Source organism: Streptomyces sp. NPDC088725, assembly GCF_044751305.1.
Taxonomy (GTDB): domain Bacteria; phylum Actinomycetota; class Actinomycetes; order Streptomycetales; family Streptomycetaceae; genus Streptomyces.
In genome coordinates, this window is sequence record NZ_JBIVLO010000007.1 from 232,827 (window position 1) to 253,797 (window position 20,971).

General features: G+C 68.3%; 14 protein-coding genes. 6 read left to right on the forward strand and 8 right to left on the reverse strand.

Going from position 1 to position 20,971, the window contains the following annotated elements; all coding sequences use genetic code 11:
• Positions 1-75: 75 nt before the first annotated feature.
• Together ACIP6N_RS19730 and ACIP6N_RS19735 are read right to left on the reverse strand one after the other, a co-directional pair.
• Entirely contained in the window at positions 76-285 is a 210-nt protein-coding gene (locus ACIP6N_RS19730) for a DUF397 domain-containing protein (RefSeq protein ID WP_401817142.1), read from the reverse strand.
• The gene (locus ACIP6N_RS19735; protein ID WP_401817144.1) at positions 282-1,112 is read right to left on the reverse strand and encodes a helix-turn-helix transcriptional regulator; all 831 of its coding nucleotides are present in this window, start codon (positions 1,110-1,112) and stop codon (positions 282-284) included. Before ACIP6N_RS19735 ends, ACIP6N_RS19730 begins: the two co-directional genes overlap by 4 nt.
• A 303-nt stretch (positions 1,113-1,415) precedes the next feature.
• On the opposite strand from ACIP6N_RS19735, the gene ACIP6N_RS19740 reads away from it, so the two are divergent.
• Both ACIP6N_RS19740 and ACIP6N_RS19745 read left to right on the forward strand, forming a co-directional pair.
• Positions 1,416-1,736, forward strand: coding sequence for a hypothetical protein (locus ACIP6N_RS19740; RefSeq protein ID WP_401817146.1), 321 nt, complete (start codon positions 1,416-1,418; stop codon positions 1,734-1,736).
• Entirely contained in the window at positions 1,733-2,086 is a 354-nt protein-coding gene (locus ACIP6N_RS19745) for a hypothetical protein (RefSeq protein WP_401817148.1), read from the forward strand. Before ACIP6N_RS19740 ends, ACIP6N_RS19745 begins: the two co-directional genes overlap by 4 nt.
• Here ACIP6N_RS19745 and ACIP6N_RS19750 read toward each other — a convergent pair.
• Positions 2,050-2,736, reverse strand: a complete 687-nt coding sequence (locus ACIP6N_RS19750; protein ID WP_401817150.1) for a pyridoxal 5'-phosphate synthase — start codon at positions 2,734-2,736, stop codon at positions 2,050-2,052. The two genes, ACIP6N_RS19745 and ACIP6N_RS19750, sit on opposite strands and share 37 nt — an antisense overlap.
• 67 nt (positions 2,737-2,803) lie before the next feature.
• Positions 2,804-3,181 (reverse strand): DUF1330 domain-containing protein, encoded by a 378-nt coding sequence (locus tag ACIP6N_RS19755; RefSeq protein WP_401817151.1) that lies wholly within the window; start codon positions 3,179-3,181, stop codon positions 2,804-2,806.
• 394 nt (positions 3,182-3,575) lie between these two features.
• Between ACIP6N_RS19755 and ACIP6N_RS19760 the strand changes: the two genes are divergently transcribed.
• A complete protein-coding gene (locus tag ACIP6N_RS19760; protein WP_401817152.1) occupies positions 3,576-5,381 on the forward strand; it encodes a glycoside hydrolase family 3 protein in 1,806 nt (601 codons plus the stop codon).
• Positions 5,382-5,470: 89 nt separating this feature from the next.
• On the opposite strand, the gene ACIP6N_RS19765 is transcribed toward ACIP6N_RS19760, so the two are convergent.
• From ACIP6N_RS19765 to ACIP6N_RS19775, 3 genes are all read right to left on the reverse strand, one after another.
• Entirely contained in the window at positions 5,471-6,934 is a 1,464-nt protein-coding gene (locus ACIP6N_RS19765; protein ID WP_401817153.1) for an aminopeptidase, read from the reverse strand.
• A gap of 69 nt (positions 6,935-7,003) precedes the next feature.
• Complete coding sequence (locus ACIP6N_RS19770) at positions 7,004-10,732, reverse strand: ABC transporter ATP-binding protein (RefSeq protein ID WP_401817397.1); 3,729 nt, start codon at positions 10,730-10,732, stop codon at positions 7,004-7,006.
• A gap of 537 nt (positions 10,733-11,269) precedes the next feature.
• Entirely contained in the window at positions 11,270-12,031 is a 762-nt protein-coding gene (locus tag ACIP6N_RS19775; RefSeq protein ID WP_401817154.1) for a GntR family transcriptional regulator, read from the reverse strand.
• Positions 12,032-12,230: 199 nt separating this feature from the next.
• Between ACIP6N_RS19775 and ACIP6N_RS19780 the strand changes: the two genes are divergently transcribed.
• The 3 genes from ACIP6N_RS19780 (at position 12,231) to ACIP6N_RS19790 (ending at position 20,046) form a co-directional block, all read left to right on the forward strand.
• Complete coding sequence (locus ACIP6N_RS19780; RefSeq protein ID WP_401817155.1) at positions 12,231-12,698, forward strand: ATP-binding protein; 468 nt, start codon at positions 12,231-12,233, stop codon at positions 12,696-12,698.
• A gap of 450 nt (positions 12,699-13,148) precedes the next feature.
• The gene (locus tag ACIP6N_RS19785; RefSeq protein ID WP_401817157.1) at positions 13,149-19,445 is read left to right on the forward strand and encodes a DNRLRE domain-containing protein; all 6,297 of its coding nucleotides are present in this window, start codon (positions 13,149-13,151) and stop codon (positions 19,443-19,445) included.
• Between the two features lie 70 nt (positions 19,446-19,515).
• Positions 19,516-20,046, forward strand: a complete 531-nt coding sequence (locus ACIP6N_RS19790) for a hypothetical protein (RefSeq protein ID WP_401817158.1) — start codon at positions 19,516-19,518, stop codon at positions 20,044-20,046.
• Positions 20,047-20,410: 364 nt separating this feature from the next.
• Here ACIP6N_RS19790 and ACIP6N_RS19795 read toward each other — a convergent pair whose 3' ends face one another.
• The gene (locus tag ACIP6N_RS19795) at positions 20,411-20,773 is read right to left on the reverse strand and encodes a hypothetical protein (RefSeq protein WP_401817160.1); all 363 of its coding nucleotides are present in this window, start codon (positions 20,771-20,773) and stop codon (positions 20,411-20,413) included.
• Between the last annotated feature and the right edge of the window lie 198 nt (positions 20,774-20,971).

Here is a 20,971-nt window from a genome sequence, read left to right on the forward strand (position 1 = left end):
ATCGACGTTTCCGATACGACGAAGCCCCGCCGACCCGAACTCAACGGCGGCGGGGCTCACTTAGAGACGGACGCGCTACGCGTCGGTGCTTCGAGCGAAGTCGACCAGACCTGCGAAGGCTTCGCGCGTGAGCATGAGGACAGGGCCGTCGGCGCACTTGCTGTCACGAACAGGAACGACACTGTGAGCCGCCGCGAACGACGGCAACCACTCAACGCAGTTGCCCCCCTGCCCCCCGCTGTACGTGCTCTTGACCCAACCTACCGGGTCCGGGGTGCGGCTCATCTGACGTGCTCCTTGGCAATCGTGCGGATCAGGTCGAGGGAACGTTCTTCGGACAAAGCTGCGGCGCGTAGGCGGTCGTAGACGGCAGTTGCGTTGGCCACTTCCGTAATCGAGTCTGTCACGTGTCCCCTCTCCATCGTCTCTGTGTAGAGGACAGCGGGTCCATCGTCCTGGGTTAGCAGGACGAACGCCACGTTGGTTGCCGGGGCACCTGCGTCGTAAGGCAGAACTTGCAGTGTCACGTGCGGGCTTGTGCCTGCATCCGCCAGGTGCTCAAGCTGGCCGGCCATGACAGCAGGGCCGCCGACAACCGTCCGCAGTACGGCCTCATGCAGGATCACCCACATCAACGGCGGATTCTCGCCCTCTAGGACGTCACGCCGTCGCATGCGGGCATCCACAAGCGTCTTGATCTGAGCTGCGTCCTTGCGCGGGTGCGCCGCACGGAAAATCGCCTGTGCGTACTCCGGCGTCTGGAACATTCCCATGATGAAGACGTTCGAGTAGTCGCTCACGGTGGCCGCTTCGCGCTCCAGCTTCACGAACGGCACGAACCAGCCGGGATGCCCACGCTCACTGATCCGAAGCCGCAGGCGGGCGAAGCTTCCGGGTGTGCCAAAGACGTTGTCACACGCGTCGGCGAACCTCGGAGACGCCAAGCGCGTGCCACCTTCGACGCGGGTCACGTAAGTACGTTCGAAGCCCGCCGCATCGGCTAGCTCCTGCTGCGACATCTCCTTGTGTTTACGGGCGTGCATGACCTCCTTGCCGAAGAATTCCGCCCCGCCTTCCGGCTCTTCCGATTCCTCTGGGTTCAGTGCGGTCATGTTTCACAGCCTTCCTGTGCCAGTTCTGTTGGCACGTCATTTTGCCTGTTCCAAAGGCGCCTTGGGACCGAAAGTAGAACCAAGTGCAAAGCGATCAGGAAGCGAACGGAACGCAACCCATGGCGGACCTTAGACCCTCCACCAAGCCGACAGAGGCGGCCCGGTGTCAGTTCACCCCTGTGAGGACGGTGCGGCACGTGGGCGTCCTGTTCATACCGCCCAGGCCTCAACCCCCGGGCACATACGCCCCACTGACACACGGACTGATGGAACGGGTCCTCAATGGATTGCGGAGGTTGTCTGATGACCAGTGAAGCGCGCCGGATTCTGTCCGGACTGAGTGACACGTTCGGAACCGATGGCCGGCTCCGGGTCCCGAAGTCGGGGCCCGGGATCGAAGGAAGAGACATCGTGAGCTGGACGACCCTCGACTGGCCTCCCTGCGAATGCGGCCGACCGGTGTGCCCCGACGCCAAAGGCAACCGGGAGGACCAGGGCGACCAAGTTGAACAGGATGACGCGGAGTCCGAACAGGAGAGCGAACAAATGAGCCCGACCATGCGGCGAATTCGCGCGCAGATGCAGCTGGAAAAGGAGCTGAAGCGCAAGGGTGGTTATAGGTGAGACCGAAGCGCCAACTCGCGCGACCGGTGAGGGAGATCCGGATTCCCCGTACCTTTGCCGAGCCCCGCGAAATCGCGATCGGAGCCGTCGTATTCGACGGCGACGCGGAAATGCCGGGCACCGTACGAGACATCGTCGGCGACTACGTGGATCTGGAGCGCCCCACCGGGCGTGCGTGGCGGGCCAGATTCAGACGGCTCCGGCCCGCCACGGACTGGGAACGGCGGCAGTTGGCCGCCGTGGGCGCGCTGCACAGGCAGCAGCAGAAGGGGCTGCCCGACCGCTCACCTCGGCTTGTCGCGCCCCCTGCCCGTTACGGCCACAGCAGGTGGCGCGTCCAAGGGCCGTGAGGGTCGGGGCGTTCATAGCGCAGGCGGTCGTGGACGCGGTCCTTGTCCGCCTGCCAGAACTCGGTCTCGGTCGGCACCAGCGTGTACAACGTCCATTCGGCGCTGACCAGTTCGGGTTCCGACTCGATCCGGGCCAGGGCCGCCCGTAGCGCACCGTCCCGCTCCTCGGGGCTGTCCAGGTGGGAGCTCTGGCGGCCCAGCAGTACCTCCGCGCGGGCGGACGGTGCTCGGGCCAGCAGGTCGGCGGCGCTCCGCTCGGGCGGCTCCGGTTTCACCGTGCCCCGGACGCGCACCTGGCGGCCTTGCAGGGGCCAGTAGAAGGTGAGCGCCGCGCGGGGGCGGTCGGCCAGTTGGCGGCCCTTGGGGCTGTTGGCGTGTGCGGCGAACTGCCAGCCTTCGCTGTCCACGTTCTTGAGGATGAGGACGCGGGCGTCGGGGCCTGCGTCCTCACCGACAGTGGAGAGCGTCATGGCGTGCGCGTCCGGCACACCCGCCGCGACCGCCTCACTCAGCCAGTCGAGGAACAGGCCGACCGGTTCGGCCGGGGCACCGGCGGGATCGAATTGCGCCAGTGGCCCCGCGAACACCTCCAGGCCCCGCAGCCACTCCCGTACGCTCCCGGCCTTCCGCGCGCCGTTGTCCGCGCCCATCACGCCCCCCTGACCGTCGCCGTCCGGATTCCCCTCGACCCTATCCAGGGACCGCGGCCCGGGGCAGCTACTCGGGGCTGTCGGCAGGCGAGGGCTGCTGCCGGCCGGCCAGCGCGTCCCGCATGCCCTGCGCGGCAACAGCCGGTTCGTAGCCCTCGGGCACGCCTTCGAGCAGGATGACGTCGGCCCTGGAATGCCGTTGGCGCAGGGGGACGATCTCCCGGTATGCGGGGGACTCCCACCAGGCCCGCGCCTCGGCTGTCCCGGGAAAGCCGATCATCACGATCTGCCCGGCCCAGTCGCCCTCTTTCACCTCGGGCCGCGGGGAGTGGACGAGAGTGCGTCCGCCGTACGGCTCGAAGGTGGCGGCGATGCGCTCGATGTACTCGGCGATGTCTGTGTGCGGGACGGCTTCCCGCAGGTGGGCTATGACGTAGGCGGACATGGCGTCCCTCCGAATTGATCATGTTTCAGGGGCAGGTGATGTCCCGGATTCCGTTGGAAGCGGGGCGGCTTGGGCACCGTCCCGTCCTCGCGCCTCGACGGTAGAACTCCCCGCCATTAACAACAAGTGCATGCCTGTCACTCATGGAGTTACTGTCACGCAATTAGATTGGGGGGGCGGCCACGGCGTCGGTGTATTCACCGGTCCGCCAACACGTCCGACCGCCCGCGAACACCTCCAGGCCCCGCAGTCACTCCCGTACGATCCCGGCTCCCCCCGCAACCCCATCGAGGGACTTGGCGGCGCCCTCTTGACTTGGCGGTAATTTTCCAGATAAGCGTGATCCATTGGCAGTTTCCTTCATCCCCCCGCAGTGCACGCCGGAAGGACACCAGTGAAAGACCGAACCATCTCCAGACGCGCACTCCTCGGCGCGACTGCCGCAACCGCCATAACGGCCGCGGGAGTTGCCGGTGGAAGTCCCGCTGCCGCAGCGCCGCGCGAGCGGCTGCGGCGGATCGTTTCCCGGATGAGCCTGGAGGAGAAGGTCGGCCAGCTCTTCGTGATGCGGGTGTACGGGCACTCCGCGACCGAGCCCGACCAGGAAGACATCGATCTCAACCTCGCGGAGATCGGCGTCCGCACCGCCGCCGAACTGATCGACACGTACCACGTCGGCGGAATCATCTACTTCGCCTGGGCGCACAACGTGCGCGACCCGCACCAGATCGCCGGTCTGTCCAACGGACTTCAGAAGGCCGCGCTCGCCCAGAAAACACCCGTACCGCTGCTGATCTCCACCGATCAGGAGCACGGCATCGTCACCCGCATCGGCAAGCCGGTGACGCTCCTGCCCAGCGCGATGGCGCTCGGCGCGGGCCGTTCCCACGACGGCGCTCGGGAGGCCGCGCGAATCGCCGGGGCCGAGCTGTCCGCCATGGGAATCAACCAGGACTACGCGCCCGACGCCGACGTCAACGTCAATCCGGCCAACCCGGTCATCGGCGTACGCTCCTTCGGCGCCGACCCGCAGGCCGTCGCCGGTCTCGTCGCCGACCAGATCAAGGGCTATCAGCGCGCGGGCATCACCGCCACGGCCAAGCACTTCCCCGGCCACGGCGACACGACGACCGACAGCCATTACGCCCTGCCCACCATCAGCCACACCGTGGAGCAGTGGCAGGAGCTGGACGCGCCGCCGTTCCGGGCCGCGATCGACGCGGGGGCCGGCTCGATCATGACCGCGCACATCGTGGTCCCCGCCCTCGACCCGAGCGGAGATCCGGCGACGCTGTCGCATCCCATCGTCACCGGCATCCTGCGCGAACAGCTGGGCTACGAGGGTGTCGTGATCACCGACGCGCTCGACATGGCGGGTGTGCGGGAGAAGTACGGCGACGACCGCGTGCCGGTCCTCGCGATCAAGGCGGGCATCGATCAGCTGCTCAACCCGCCGGACCTGCGGCTCGCCTGGAACGCGGTCCTGGAGGCCGTCAAGAGCGGCGAGATCACTGAGCAGCGCGTCGAGGAATCCGTCCTGCGCATCCTTCAACTGAAGGAACGCACAGGCCTGTTCCGCGATCCGTTTGTGCCGGGCGCCGAGGTGGACGATGTCGTGGGCACCCCCGCGCATCTGGCCGGTGCCGACCGGATCGCCGAGGCGACGACCACGCTGCTCGTCAACGACGGGCTGCTGCCTCTGGACCCCCGCGCGACGACGGACCTCCTGGTCGTCGGTCCCGACCCGGCCTCGCCCTCCCTGAGCGACGGTCCGCCCACGAAGGTCCTCGCCGACACGCTGACCGGTCTGGGCTTCACCACCACCGCGCTGTCCACCGCAACGGATCCGGCGGCGGAGGCGATCGACGCGGCGGTGGCCGCCGCGCAGGGCAAGGACGCGGTCGTCGTCACGACGTACAACGTCTCCGCCACCAGCGCGCAGCGCACACTGGTCCACCGGCTGGTCGAGAGCGGGGTGCCGGTCGTCACGGTCTCGCTCCGTAATCCTTACGACATCGCGCAGTTGACGGGGGCCAGGGCCTCCCTCGCGATGTACACCTGGACGGATGTCGAGGTCCGGGCCGCCGCACGGGTGATCGCTGGAGCGGTACGGCCGCAGGGCCGGCTGCCGGTCGCGGTGCCCAGCGCGGACGATCCGGAGCAGGCGCTGTTCCCGATCGGCCACGGTCTGAAGTACTGATTCACCGCTGGTGAAAACTGTGGGCTGTGTCCGCCGGCCGGAAACGGGACGGCGGACACAGCCCACACGTACGTTGCTGAGCAGTGGAGTTACGGGCGCAGGCCCGGCTCCCGCTCCAGCTTCCGCTGGTCGAGCCCGGCGTCGAACGCCGACAGCGGCTTCGCCTTCGACTCGTCGCTCTGAACGGCGGCCGGTGCGACGCCCGCCCAGTCCAGGATCCTGGCCGTGGCCTTCGCCTTCTCGTCCGCGACCAACCCGGCCACGTTCGCGCCGTGGTTGGCGCCCGGCGCGGTGAACACGTAGCTGTCACGCGCCCCGTGACCGAAGCGGTAGCGCTCGGAGCCCCACGGGTCGTTCTGCCCGTAGACGTACAGCATGTGATCCGCGTGGTGCCGGACCCAGTTGTCGACGTCCGGCATCACCTTCGGGTCGAACGACATCGGGATGGAGCGCGGCACGAAGTTGCGCGGCGGCTGGTAGCCGTAGCGGCTCAGGTCACCGAGGTACGGCTGCGTGATGTCGGGCGAGCCGAGCTGGGTCCCTGCCTGGTAGTAGTACGGCGTGTACTGCTCCAGGCCCTGGTCCGTGTAGGCGGAGAAGCCGGATATCGCGTCGATGGAGTCGTAGATCTGTTGGTCGGAGGCGGTGTCCGCGACCGGAATGGACGCGCAGTCCGCCACCAGGCTGTACTGCCAGAACGCCCAGACGTAGTCGAGGACGACGGCCTCGTACGCCTTGTCGAGAGTGCCGACCGTGGTGAAGGTGGAGCCGGACTCGGCCGCCCACGCCGCGTACTTCTCCTCCAGCGGCTCGCGGCGGATCAGCGCCTCGCGCTGCACCGCGTCGAGCCTGTCGCGGCACTCCTCGGTGCCGACCTGCGTGAAGAACCGGTCGTACGCCGAATCCTCGTCGTTCACCACGTCGTTGGGCGTGACGTACGCGACGACGCCGTCCATGTCGCGCGGGTAGTAGCGCTCGAAGTACGTCGCCGTCATGCCGCCCTTGGAACCGCCCGTGGCGAGCCAGTTCCCGGGGTAGATCTTCTTCAGTGCCGTGAAGATCCGGTGCTGGTCGCTCGCGCCCTGCCAGATGTCCAGCTTCGACCAGTCGGCCGGCTCGGCGGGACGCGAGGGCGTGAAGTAGCGGTATTCCATCGAGACTTGGTTGCCGTCGACAATCTGCGTCGGCTCACTGCGGCTCGGGTTGGTGGAGACGTTGTAGCCGCCGGTGAAGAAGACCGTGGGACGGCTGGTGTCCTTGTGCAGCAGCGTGACGCGCTGCTGGAAGGTGCCCTTGCCCGGGTGCCGGTGGTCGATCGGCTGGGTGTAGTTGAGGACGAAGAAGCGGTAACCGTCGTACGGTTTCTCCTCGATCAGGCTCATCCCGGGGATCGCGAGAACGCGGTCCTTGATGTCCTTGGCAGGTTTCGTCTTCGTCGTGGACGTCGCGGTCCGGTGGTCCGCACTCCGGTCGGCGGCCGTGGCCGCACCGGCCGCGCCCACCGCGCCTATGACGAGTACGAGCGACAGCAGCCATCTCAGCGCCTTGCGCATTCACACTCCCTGTGTTCATGACAGACGCCGAGAACCTAGCACCCACCCCCTCGGCGGCAGGCCGGTCCGTCACACGGCGGCGGGCTCCTCCTCTCCGATGAAGCTGCGCCACAGCCGCGCGTACCGGCCGTCCAGCGCGAGCAGTTCGTCGTGCGTGCCGTCCTCCACCACCCGGCCGTGGTCCATCACGACCACCCGGTCCGCGCGGGCCGCCGTCGTCAGCCGGTGCGCCACCACGAGGGTCGTACGGCGGCCGGTGAGACGTTCGGTGGCCTGGTTGACCAGGGCCTCGCTCGCGAGGTCGAGGGAAGCGGTCGCCTCGTCGAGGAGCAGGATGTCCGGGTCGACCAGCTCGGCGCGCGCCAGCGCGATCAACTGCCGCTGACCGGCGGAGAGATTGCGGCCGCGCTCGGCGACCTCGTACAGATAGCCGCCGTCCAGCGTGGCGATCATCCCGTGCGCGCCGACCGCCCGGGACGCGGCTTCCACCTCGGCGTCGGTCGCCTCGGGACGGCCGTACGCGATGGAGTCGCGCAGCGTACCGGCGAACAGATACGGCTCCTGCGGTACGACACCGAGCCGGTGCCGGTACGCCGTCATGTCCAGCTGCCGCAGGTCCGAACCGTCGGCGGTGACCCGGCCCGAGGTCGGGTCGTAGAACCGCGCGACCAGCTTGACCAGCGTCGACTTCCCCGCGCCCGTCTCGCCGACGAACGCCACGGTCTGTCCCGCCCCGATCCGCAGATCGACACCGCTCAGCGCGGCCTCCTCCGCCTTGCCCGAGGCGCTCTCGCCGTCGGCCGCGTACGCGAAGTGCACGTCCTCGAAGGCGATTTCGCCGCGCAGGGACGGTACGTCGAGCGGTTCGTCCGGGGCCTCCGTGGACGTCGGCTCGCGCAGCAGCTCCTGGATGCGGCCGAGGGACACGGTCGCCTGCTGGTAGCCGTCGAAGACCTGGGAGAGCTGCTGGACGGGAGCGAAGAACAGGTCGATGTAGAGGAGATACGCGACCAGCGCGCCGGTCGTCAGCGTGCCCGCCTCGATCCGGCCCGCGCCGACGATCATCACGGACGCGGCGGCCACCGAGGACAGCAGCTGGACGAAGGGGAAGTAGACAGAGATCAGCCACTGGCCCCGCACGCGGGCGGAGCGGTAGTGGTCGCTGCGCTCCGCGAAGCGCCGCGAACCGTCCCTCTCGCGGCCGAACGCCTGGACGATCCGCAGCCCGGACATCGTCTCCTGGAGATCGGCGTTGACGACGCTGATGCGCTCGCGCGCCAGCTCGTACGCCTTGACGCTCTTGCGGCGGAAGAAGAACGTACCGGCGAAGAGCAGCGGCAGGGTCGCGAAGACCACCAGCGCCAGCTGTACGTCGATGACCAGCAGCACACCGAGAATGCCGAAGAAAGTGACGACGGAGACGAACGCGGTGACCAGTCCGGTCTGGAGGAAGCTGGACAACGCGTCGACATCGGTTGTCATGCGCGTCATGATGCGGCCGGTCAACTCGCGCTCGTAGTAGTCGAGTCCGAGCCGCTGGAGCTGCGCGAAGATCTTCAACCGCAGGGAGTACAGGACACGTTCGCCGGTGCGGCCCGTCCTGCGCGTCTCGCCGATCTGCGCCGCCCACTGGACGAGTACGACCAGCAGCCCCAGCCCCGAGGCCGTCCACACCGCGCCGAGCGCGAGCTGTTCGACCCCCTGGTCGATGCCGTGCCTGATGAGGATCGGGAGCAGCAGGCCCATGCCCGCGTCGACGGCGACGAGCAGAAGGCTGACCAGCAGCGCAAGCCCGAAGCCGCGCAGCAGGCGGCGCAGTCCGTACGACTCCTCCGCCGCGGCGGCGCGCGCCTCGTCGATCTGTGGCAGGTCGGTGGCGGGCGGCAACGCCTCTACCTGGGCGAGGAGTTCGGGGGTGGCGCCGGGGGCGGCGGACTCGTCGGCGATCTCGTCGCGCACCCAGAGGGCGGGGGTGACGCCGCGCTCGGCGTCGAACTCCGCGTCGATCTCCTCCTGGACGCCGTGGACGGTGTGGCCGTCGCGGTCGTCCTCCGCGGCTTCCACCGGACCGCTCGCAGCCGGGACGTGTCCCGGCGAGACCTCGCCCAGCTCGTCCGGGTCGGTCAGCAGCTTCCGGTAGAGGGCGGAACGCAGCTGGAGTTCGTCATGGGTGCCGATGTCGGCGAGCCGTCCGCCGTCGAGTACGGCGATGCGGTCGGCGAGGTTGAGGGTGGAGCGGCGGTGCGCGATGAGCAGCGTGGTGCGCCCGGCCATCACGTGCCTGAGCGCTTCGTGGATCTCGTGCTCGACGCGGGCGTCGACGGCGGAGGTGGCGTCGTCGAGGAGCAGCAGCCGGGGGTCGGTGAGGATCGCGCGCGCCAGGGCGATGCGCTGGCGCTGACCGCCGGAGAGCGTGAGGCCCTGCTCGCCGACCTTGGTGTCGTACCCGTCGGGCAGTGCGCTGATGAAGCCGTGCGCCTGGGCGGCGCGGGTGGCGCGGAGGATGTCCTCCTCGGTGGCGTCCGGCTTGCCGAAGGCTATGTTGGCGCGGACGGAGTCGGAGAAGAGGAAGCTGTCCTCCGGTACGAGCCCGATCGCGGCGCGCAGCGAGTCGAAGGTCAGCTCGCGGACGTCGTGGCCGCCGACGAGGACCGCGCCGTGGGTCACGTCGTAGAAGCGCGGCAGCAGCAGCGAGACGGTGGACTTGCCGCTGCCGGACGAACCGACGACGGCGACGGTCTCGCCGGGCCGCATCTCCAGCGAGAAGCGGTCGAGGACGGGCCGCCCGTCCTCGTACGCGAACGACACGTTGTCGAACTCGACGGACGCCTCGGCGTCCGCGGGCAGTTCCTTCGTGCCTTCTTCCATGGTCGGCTCGGTGTCGATCAGTTCGAGCACGCGCTCGACGCCGGCCCGCGCCTGCTGCCCGATGGTCAGCACGACGGCGAGGCTCCTGACCGGCCCGACGAGCTGGGAGAGGTACGTGGAGAACGCGACGAACGTGCCGAGGCTGATCTGCCCCCGGGTGGCGAGCCAGCCGCCGAGCGCCAGCATGGCGACCTGCCCGAGGGCGGGCACGGCCTGGAGCGCGGGCGTGTAGCGGGCGTTGAGCCTGATCGTGCGCAGCCGGCCCGCGAACAGCTTCCTGCCGACCTCGCGGAGCTTGCCCGCCTCCTGCTCCTCCTGCCCGAACCCCTTGACGACCCGGACCCCGGAGACGGCCCCTTCGACCACTCCGGCGACAGCGGCGGCCTGCGACTGCGCGTACCAGGTGGCGGGGTGCAGCCGGGTGCGGCTGCGGCGGGCGATGAACCAGATGGCGGGGGCGACGGCGAGCGCGATGAAGGTCAGCGGCAGCGAGAGCCACGCCATGATCACGAGCGAGACGATGAACAGCAGGAAGTTGCCGATGGTCATCGGCAGCATGAAGAGCAGGCCCTGGATGAGCTGGAGGTCGCTGGTGGCACGGCCGATGACCTGGCCGGTGGACAGCTTGTCCTGGCGCCGCCCGTCGAGCCGGGAGATCGTTCCGTACATCTCGTTGCGGAGGTCGTGCTGTACGTCGAGGGCGAGCCGTCCGCCGTAGTAGCGGCGGACGAAGGTGGACGCGTAGATGACGAGCGCGGCACCGAGGAGCAGCCCGGTCCAGACGGCGAGCGAGCGGCTGCCGTCGCCGATGACGTCGTCGATGACGACCTTGGTGATCAGCGGGACGAGGGCGGTGACGCCCATGCCGACGAGGGACGAGACGAGCGCGAGGATGACGTTGCGCCGGAACCGCCAGGCGTATCCGGTCAGCCGTCGCGCCCAGGTCTGCGGTTCCGGCGCCTGTTCTGTCGCCGGTGCTGTCCCCGCCGGTTCCGCTGCCGGTCCCGCCGTCCCCTCCGCCGTCCGTACTGCCGCCACTGATGCCGCCCTCCGTCGCCCTGCCGTACCCAGCGTCGCCCGGCCGCGGGTGTCCCGCTTCCTGCCGCGGATGTCCCGCCCGGGACGCTCCGTCCCTGCTCACGACCCGGACCTGGTGCCGAGGTCACCAACGTCCGGGCGTGCGGATTTCATCCCACCGCAACAATGGCGGCGGAAGAAGGGACTTTGGCCCTGGGCCGAAAGACTGACGCCGCCGGATGGGGGCGAACGGACCGGAACCGCTCCTCGCGCGCCCTCCGCGCGCCTCGCACGGGTCTCACTCACCTTCAGGCGCGGTCCCGCGTCTCCCGCGCGCCTCCGCGCACGCTCCGCACGCCTGCACAGCTGTCACACCACTCCCGAGCGCCGCCGCACACCTTCGCGCGCCGCCCCGCACCTCCGTGCGCCGCCGCACCACTCCGTGCGCTCTCACGCGTCGAAGTCGTACTCCAGGATGTACGCGGACGCGTCCATGACCATGTCGTTGACCTCGACCGCGCGTCCCGGCTCCGCGAAGGCCGTACGGCAGACGAGGACGACCGGGGTGCCGGGCGCCAGACCGAGTTGGCCGGTCTCCTCCGCGCTGGGCATGCGCGAACGGACCTCCTCGCGGAAGCGGACGGGCTTGGAGCCGATCTCGGCGAGGCGGGCGTAGATGCCGCCGGGTCCGGTGTCGCGCCGGGTGATCGGCGTCCCGGCCACCAGCTCGGCGTCGAGGTAGGAGGTGGCGAGCAGGACCGGCCGGCCGTCGAGCACGAACCTGCGGCGGCGCACGCACACGGGCGCGCCGGTCTCCAGGCCGAGGACTTCCGCGATGCCTTCCGGCGCCTGGGTCTCGGTCGTTATGGAGAGGAGGTCGACCACCAGGTCGCGCCCCTCCGCGTCGGCCGCCCAGACCGACTGGCCGCCTCCCCACAGTTCGAAGGAGAGCCGCTGCACTCCCCGGCGCCGGATCGGCTTGAACTCCCGTACGAAGACCCCGGCCCCCTTGCGCGCCTCGACCAGCCCTTCGGCCTGGAGGACGCCGATCGCCTGTCTGGCGGTCATGCGCGCGACCTCGTACGTGACCATGAGGTCGTTCTCCCCCGGCAGCCGCTCGCCGGGGCCGTAGTCGCCCGCCGCGATGGCGGCCTTCAGCTCGGCGGCGATGCGCTGGTACTTGGGCTGTCGGCCGGCACCCTGGCTGCCCATGAACAGACCTCCCTGATCATCTCTAGACATCTTAGGCTCGTCGTCCCGCCCAACAGTCGCCACTCCCGGGCGCAGGCGAGCAGTGTCGACCAGTCGCGAACATCTCTAGAGAAGCAATTGACCGGATGTGCCGCGTCAGGCTTCAATCAGTACATCTCTAGACATGTGATCCAGCCGCTGCGACCACACAGAGGTTCCTGTGTCGACGTACCGTACGACCGGACAGCCCGCCGGCGCCAAAGAGCCCGGCCCCTCCTTCGAAGTGACCTGGCATCTCCCCGGCGGCCCGCACAGCGCGTCACTCGCGCGCGCCCTGCTGCGCGAACAGCTCACCAGCTGGCACATAGAAGGCGAAGTGGCCGACAACGCCGAGCTGTTGACCTCCGAACTGGTCACCAACGCAAGCCGTCACGCACATGTCCCCGCCGACCGCCGGATAGGCATACGCCTCGCCCGCCAGGGCGCGCTGCTCCGGCTGGAGGTCAGCGACGCGGACAGCACCCCTCCCCCGTGGCCGCGCGAGGCATCCCCGGACGACGAACACGGCCGGGGCCTGGCCATCGTGGACACGCTGGCGCACCGCTGGGGCTGCGACCCGCGCCTCCACGGCATCGGCAAAGCGGTCTGGGCGGAACTCGTCATCCAGGATCCGCCCGGGCGGACTTGAGAGGTGCGGGAGGAGCGTGGACGCGCCGGCGCGCTGCCGCTGACCGGCGTGACCGCGATGGCGGCGGGCCGCCGCGCGGGCGGTAAGCGGCAGGGCAGCGGCACGTCCTGAGGAGGCGCCCGTGCGTGATTCGCCGGACGGGTCCGCGCCACTCGGCTCCGCGCTCTGACGATCCGCCAGATAAAGGTTCCGCATCGTCACCTTGCGTAGCCTTCCGTGGGCGGCGAGGGCACCTGGGCGCAGATTGCCCTGCTTTCGACAGGAATCCACCAGACAGGAGCCACCTGCCGCTCACATACCGATCACTGAAGGTGACAGGCGCACGAGCAACCAGATCAGGCCATGGCCAGTTATCGCGCCCAGCAGTCTGATCTTGGTCACCTTGGTGGGATATGACTCCTCCTCACGCCCCAAGGCGTAAAGCCTTTCAGGTTTTTTTGAGGAGTTTCCGTGAGTTTTCGTGGGGGTGGGGCGGCGGCGAGCGTGACCCGTCCGTCGTCGTCGCGATGGCTGCGCCGGATTTCAGGCGTGGTGTTGCTGGCGTTGGCGGTGGAAACCGCGACGGTGGCAGGGAATTCCGGGCAGGTCGTGGCGGTCGGCTTGAAACCTTCCGCCGTCTCGGCCGTCGAACCGGCGAAGGGTCCCGCCGAAGCCGCCGACGTGGCGTCCGCGCGGCTGGCCGCACGGTTGCAGGACCGTCGGATCGAGGCGCTGTCGGAGCGGACGGAGGATTCGACGACCTATGTGAATCCGGACGGTTCGCTGACCACGGAGGCGTTCGCGGGGCCGGTCCGGGTGCGTCAGGACGACGGGTCGTGGCGAGTCGTCGACACGACTCTGTCCGATCTGGGCGAGGGCCTGAAGCCGGCCACGACGGTGGCGGATCTGTCGTTCTCGGACGGCGGAGACCGGCACCTGGCCGCGGTCCGGCACGAAGGACGCACCTTCGGCATGGACTGGCCGGCTCAGTTGCCCGCCCCGAAGGTGAAGGACAGCACCGCGTCCTATCCCCTGGGCGGTGGAACCACGCTGAATGTCACGGCGCTGGCTCAGGGCTTCGAGCAGACCATCGTGCTGGACAAGGCGCCCGCGACGGCGCCGTCCTACCGCATTCCGATGCGGCTGGAGGGTCTTGAGCTGTCGAAGGACAGCGACAGCGGTCATCTGCTGCTGAAGGACCCGAAGGGCAAACTGGTCGCCGAGGCCCCGGCCCCGCGCCTCTGGGACTCCTCGCTGAACCCGGCTTCCGGAGAGCCGGCCCATCAGGGCCCGGTCGCCACCCGGATCGAGAAGTCCGACGACGGCGCCACCACCCTGGTCCTCACACCGGACCCGGCGTTCTTCGACCAGGATCTGACCTACCCGGTCACCGTGGACCCCACCTCCACGCTCGCGGTGACGACCGACACCTGGGTGCAGAAGCCGGACTATCCGGACTCGCAGGTCTCCTCGGACGAGCTGAAGTCCGGTACGTACGACTCCGGATCCCATGTGGCGCGCTCGTACCTGAAGTTCGACGTGGCGAAGTTCAAGGACGCACACATCGCCTCGGCGACGATGTCGCTCTACTCGTACTACTCCGCCACCTGCACCACCACAGGCCCGCCCACCGAGGTCCGCCGGATCACCGGCACATGGGACTCGCACCAGATCACCTGGGGCGCCCAGCCCGCCACCACGGCGACGAACCTGGCCAGCAACACCGGTCACTGGGGCTACAACTCCTCCTGCCCCGCCAACTGGTCCAACTGGACCCTGACCAAAATGGTGCAGGACTGGGCCGACGGCGCCACCAACTACGGCGTCCAGCTGCGCAGCGCCGACGAAACCGACCTGACCACCTGGCGCCGCTTCCGCTCCGCCAACTACAAGGACACCAGCTACGCACCGAAGCTGGTGGTGAACTACAACTCCAGGCCCGGCACGCCCACCCTCGTGGCGCCCGCCTCCGGAACGTCGACAAGCAATACCAAGCCGGTCCTGCAGGCGAAGGCCACCGACGCCGACGGCGACAAGGTCCGTCTGACCTTCGAGATCTGGAACGCCGCCGGCACCACCCGTATCACCTCCGGCACGTCCGCGGCGGCGTCCTCGGGCGCGGCTGTGTCCTGGAACCCCACCGCCGCGCTCGCGCAGGGCGGCTACAAGTGGCGGGTACAGGCCTCGGACGGCGCGGACAACAGCACGAACTGGTCGGTGTGGAACACGCTCACCGTGGACACCACCGCGCCGGGCACCACCACTGTCTCCTCCACGGCGTTCCCGGCGGCCACGTGGTCGGGCACGCCGGACGAGAACGGCAACTTCTCCGGGTCGTTCACGTTCACGCCGCCCGCCACCGATGTCGCCGACGTCCAGTACAAGCTCGACTCCGGTGCGTGGAGCACGGCGGCCACGACCGGCAAGCCCGTCACCAAGACCCTCACCTTCCGCTCCGGCACACGCACCGTGACCACCCACACCCGTGACGCGGCCGGCAACACCTCACCGGATACCACCTACGTCTTCTACGCCGGTTCGGGCGCGGCCCTCAACACGCCGCAGCAGGGCGACCGGCCCGCCCGCCGGGCGACCCTGTCCGCCGAAGGCAAATCCACCTACACCGGGGTCCGTTACCAGTACCGGCGCGGCGAGAACGACACCTGGACCGACATCCCGGTCAAGAACGTCCACCGCGCCGCCGACGGAGCCACGATCACCGGGTGGCCGATGACCGCGCCCAGCGGCAAGCCGGACGCCCTGACGTGGAACGTCACCGACACTCTCTCCCAGGACGGGCCCGTCGACGTCCGGGCAGTCTTCAACGGCACCATCACCACTGACCCCTCAGAGCCGAACACGGTCACCGTGGACCGCAACGCCGGAACCGCACCGTCCCAGCCGGCCGGTCCCGGCTCGGTGAACCTGCTGACCGGTGACCTCACTCTGTCGGACACGGACGCCTCCGCCTTCGACATGAGCGTGGCCCGTACGTATTCCTCGCGGCGGCCGAACGCCGGTGCGGAGCAGGAGGGCCAGGCCCCGGTCTTCGGGCCGCAGTGGACCTCGGGCACCGTGGCGGAGCTGACCGAGTCCGACTGGGCGTACGTGAAGAAGTCCTCCACTTCGTCGGTCGCGCTCGTCGATGTCGACGGTGAGGAGACCGGCTTCACCGCCACGGCGAAGGATGGCTGGAAGCCCGAGCCCGGATCCGAGGACCTGACGCTGACGGCCAAGGGCAAGGACGGCAAGGCCACCACGAAGATCGCGGACGTCACCGGGTTCACACTGACGGACACCGAGGGCACGCAGACGACGTTCTCCCGGCCGGACACGGCGCTGCCGACATGGACGGTGTCCTCGACCTACCTGCCGACGGACAACTCCACCACGAAGATCGTCTCCCAGAAGGTCGACGGGAAGAACCTGGTCCGTCCCCGGTACGTGATCGCCCCGACCAGTGCCGTCACGGCCGCGACGTGCGAGAGCGCGCCGTCGACGCGCGGCTGCCGGGTCGTGGAGTTCGTGTACGCGACCACGACCACCGCGACCTCGTCGGCCTTCGGCAACATCGCAGGACAGGTACAGCAGCTTCGGCTGTGGTCGACCGAGCCCGGAGCCTCGGCCTCGACCGCGATTTCACTGGAGCAGTACCTGTACGACGATGCCGGGCGGCTGCGACACGCGTGGGACCCCCGCATCAACCCCAACCTCAAGACCGTCTACACCTACGACAGCGCAGGGCGCGTCGCCACCCAGGCCGCACCCGGCGAACTGCCGTGGACGTTCACCTACGGCAAGGCCGGCAAGGCCGACACCGCCGGTGACGGCATGCTCCTGAAGGCATCACGCCCGACACTGAGGCAGGGCAGCCAAGACGCCACCGACGGCGGCACGGCGGCGACGAGCTTCGTCTACGACGTGCCCCTGACCGGCGCCAAGGCCCCTTACCCGATGGGGCAGAAGGATGTCGCGGCCTGGGGCCAGAACGCCCAGGTGCCCACCGACGCGACCGCGGTCTTCCCGGCCGACGCCGTACCGGCTTCGCACGACGGCTCCGGCCTCACACCGACCAAGGACCCGAAGACCAACCCCTACCACCGGGCCACCCTCACGTACATCGATGCCTCCGGACGCCAGGTCAACACCGCGTCCCCGGGCGGCGGTATCACCACCACGCAGTTCGACCGCTTCGGCAACACCGTCCAGGAACTCACCGCCGCCAACCATCAACTCGCCCTCGCCACCGGCGGAAACGACCTGGACCGCCTCGCCGAACTGGGCCTGGACAACGCCACCTCGGCCGAACGCGCCGAAAAGCTCTCCACCACCACCGTCTACGAGCCGAAGAACGGCCTGCGGAAACTGGAGGAATCCGGCCCGCTCCACCTGGTCACCCTCCAGAGCGGCCTACCCGCCGCCGGTGACCTGCCTGCTCTGCCGGCGGGCACCCGAATAGCGGCGCGCGCTCACACGGTGACGGCCTACGACGAGGGACGGCCCGCCAACGCCGCGGTCTCCGACCAGCCGACCACCGTCACCACCGGGGCGGCGGTGGAGGACTACCCGTCCGATGCCGACACCCGTACGTCCACCACCGCCTACGACTGGGCCAAGGGCCTGCCGGTCAAAACGGTCGACGACCCGAACGGCCTGAAGATCACCAAGACCACCGCCTACGACACACAGGGACGCGTCACCCAGAGCACCCTGCCGAAGTCGAACGGCACCGACGCGGGCACCACCAAGACCCTCTACTGGTCCGCGACCGGCACCGGCGCATGCCAGGGACGCCCCGAATGGGCCGACCTTCTCTGCTCGACCGGCCCGGCCGGCGCGATCACCGGTGGCGGCAGCAATCCGACCCAACTGCCCACCAGCACCACCGAGTACGACCGATGGGGCAGCACGGCCAAGGTCACCGATTCCGCCAACGGCGTCACCCGCACCACCACCAGCACCTACGACGCTGCCGGACGTCCGACCACCACAGCCGTCACCGGCGGTGTGGGCACCGCGGTGGCGAACACCAGCACCACGTACGACAAGACCACCGGCAAGACGGCCACCGTCACCAACGGCACCGGCACCATCACCCACACCTACGACGTGCTGGGCCGTGAGATCTCCTACGCCGACGGCAGCGGCAACACCACGACCACGGCGTTCGACCTCCTCGACCGCCCGGTCACCGTCACCGACTCCGCCCCGTCCAGCACCACATACACCTACAACGCCCAGAGCGCACCGCAGGGCCAGGCCACCGCACTGGCCGACTCGGTCGCCGGCACCTTCACCCCGGCCTACGACATCGAGGGCAACCCGACCACCGAAAAGCTCCCCGGCGGCATCACCCTCGCCCTCACCCGCGACACCACCGGCACGGTCACCGACCGTACTTACACCCGCGACACCGACCGCGAGGTGATCACCTCCGACGCCACCGAGGAAAGCATCCACGGCCAGGTCGTGAACGACACCACACTCGCCGGCGGCACCCGCGAACAGACGTACACCTACGACGCCACCGGCCGCCTCACCCGCGCCGACGACACCACCGCCGACGGCACCTGCACCCGCCGCGGCTACACCTTCGACAACAACACCAACCGCACCGCACTGGCCAACAGCAGCACGGACACCAGCGATCCCTGCACCAGCACCGGCGCGGTCACGACCAGCTCCACCTACGACAGTGCCGACCGGCTGATCGCCACCGGCGTCGTCTATGACGCCTTCGGCCGCACCACCAGCCAGCCCGGCACCACGATCGGCTACTACACCAACGACCTGGTCCGCACTCAGACCGCCGGCGAACAACGCCAGACCTGGCTCCTCGACCCGGGCGGCCGCCTCGGCGCCTGGACCACCGAACAGCGTGACGGCGACGGCTCCTGGAACCTCCAGGACCGCAAGTCCAACCACTACGGATCCGACTCCGACAGCCCGGACTGGATCCTGGAGAACTCCACCACCCGCACCGTCACCCGCAACATCCAGGACCTCACCGGCGATCTCGCCGCCACCACCACCGACACCGGCGGCACGGTCCTGCAACTCACCAACATCCACGGCGACGTCGCGGTCCAGTACCCCCTCGACACCGCCAAGAACCCGACCGTCCTCCAGAGCGACGAATACGGCAACCCCCTCACCGACACCACCCGCACACGCTACGGATGGCTCGGCGCCAAACAACGCTCCACCGAAACCCTCACCGGCCTCACCCTCATGGGCGTCCGCCTCTACAACCCCACCACGGGACGCTTCCTCTCCATCGACCCAGTACCCGGGGGTGGGGACAACGCGTACGGCTACCCCGGCGACCCGGTCAATCAGTACGACCTTGACGGCAAGAGCTGGTGGAAGAAGGCACGCCGCAACGTCCGCAGGAACTGGAGGACCTACGCCGGCTACGGCGCCACCGCCGCCTGCATCATCGCCTCCGCCGGAACTTGCGCCGTCGCCAGCGTCGCCGTGTTCGCCGCGACGTCGTACGCAGACGTCAGAAGGCATGGCTGGCGAAAGTCGCGAGGATCCATTGCCAGGAATGCGGCGTGGACCGCGTTCGGCGTCGGCGCGGGACGATTCGCTGCCGGCTCGTGGTGGAAGTCGAGCCGAGGCTACTCCAGAGGCGGCAGGCATGCCGCTGGACGGAGTCCTCACGCGAAGCGCACCTCTTACCGACGGACCGCTCACGGCTACGCCGCCAACGTCTACACCGGAACGATCACCTGCGGTATGAGCTGGAAGATGCGTTACTGCTAGACATTCATCTGACACAAGAGGTGCCGCGCGGGCCGCGCGGCACCCCTACCCAGAACACATGGAGGCATAAGTGCACTACAGAAACAGAATGGTCTTCCTTGCGTCAATTGTGGGTATCGCCACTCAACCTGCAATTGTGGCGTACCTGGTATTGATTGACAACATGGCCTCTGGCGAACTACTGGACCTCGTCGCCCTGCTGTCGATGGCCTCACTGTTCGCTTGGTGCTTCGTACGGGTGGGTGTCCAACCGCTGGTCATGTGTGAGGGGGGAATAATTGTCGTACACAACCCCTTCCTCTCCTATCGGGCACCCCTTTCGCAGGTTCAGTTCCTCGCTGGAGGCGGAAAATACTCCCTTCTAATTGACGGCATCGGCAATGTACAGCCCTGGTCCCTCTCCCGGTCCGTCTTCGACGGAGCTCAAGCTCGATCAGCCAGACGTGCGATCAGGGAACAGATCCAGACTGCCCGAGCTGTTCAGTCTGAAGAAAATAGGGGCGCCCGACGATGGATCCGCATCGGCGCGCCGGATCTCCTACTGTTGCTCCCTTTTGCTTTTATCGTCTGGAACGTCATCGACATGGCTTCAGGAAATTAGCACATCACCTCACCATAAAACCCGACTCGCCTTAATTTTGGAAATCTAATACAGAACTGGATTCACTTTTCCGTGTCCGTCGCGATGGTCCGGGCGGCGCCCACCGCTCGTCGCCGCCGAGAGCTTGTTCACCTGATAGCCGACCGGTTAGGGGGCCGGTCTGAACATGGGGACATTTTAATTCTATCTCGCGTTTACCGGAGTTATAGGTGACCTTCAGCAAGAACGGCGAGATGCCCTCGGCACACCTGGCGCCCCTTGTGCAGGAGCGACGGATCACTCTGGCCAGGCACTACATGCACCTTTTCCTCAGCCAGGCCGAGCGGGACACCGGCCTTCCCCTCGAAGCAGGGCTGATGCGTTCTCAGCAGGTGGCCTTGAGGAGCGCGGTGGCGTGGTCGGGGGGTGACCGGTAGTGGTCGGCTGCGGCGGCGATGTTGGTCCAGCCGGCCTGGCGCATCAGGCCGATGGCGAGGTTGCGCAGGGTGGCCATGGTGTGGGGCGCGCTGCCGGTGCGGATCTTGGAGGCGTCCTCCGCGTAGGTCACGTCTCTCACGTGGTGCAGCGCTTCCACGGACCAGTGGCCCTGGAGGAGTGCGGCCAGCCGTGCTGGGCCGGCTTGGCCGGGGGCGAGGCTGGTGACGGCGTCGACCGTCTTCGTCTGGACCTTGCCGGTCTTGGAGTTGACGCGGCGTCGCTTGATCTCGATGGCCTGGACGGCGTGCAACCGAGATCGATGAAGCGGAGCGAAAAACAGCGCAACTACATACCCATTTCTCACCGATGGCTCATTACCGTAACTGCCGTAGCGCTACTGGTCCCGACCTGGCTTGCAATCCTCTTTACCCTGCGAATTGGGTGCGCAAGAACAGCGCCTGCGCGGCCTGTAGGAGGCAAATTCCCACGTAGAGTAATTATCATCGCG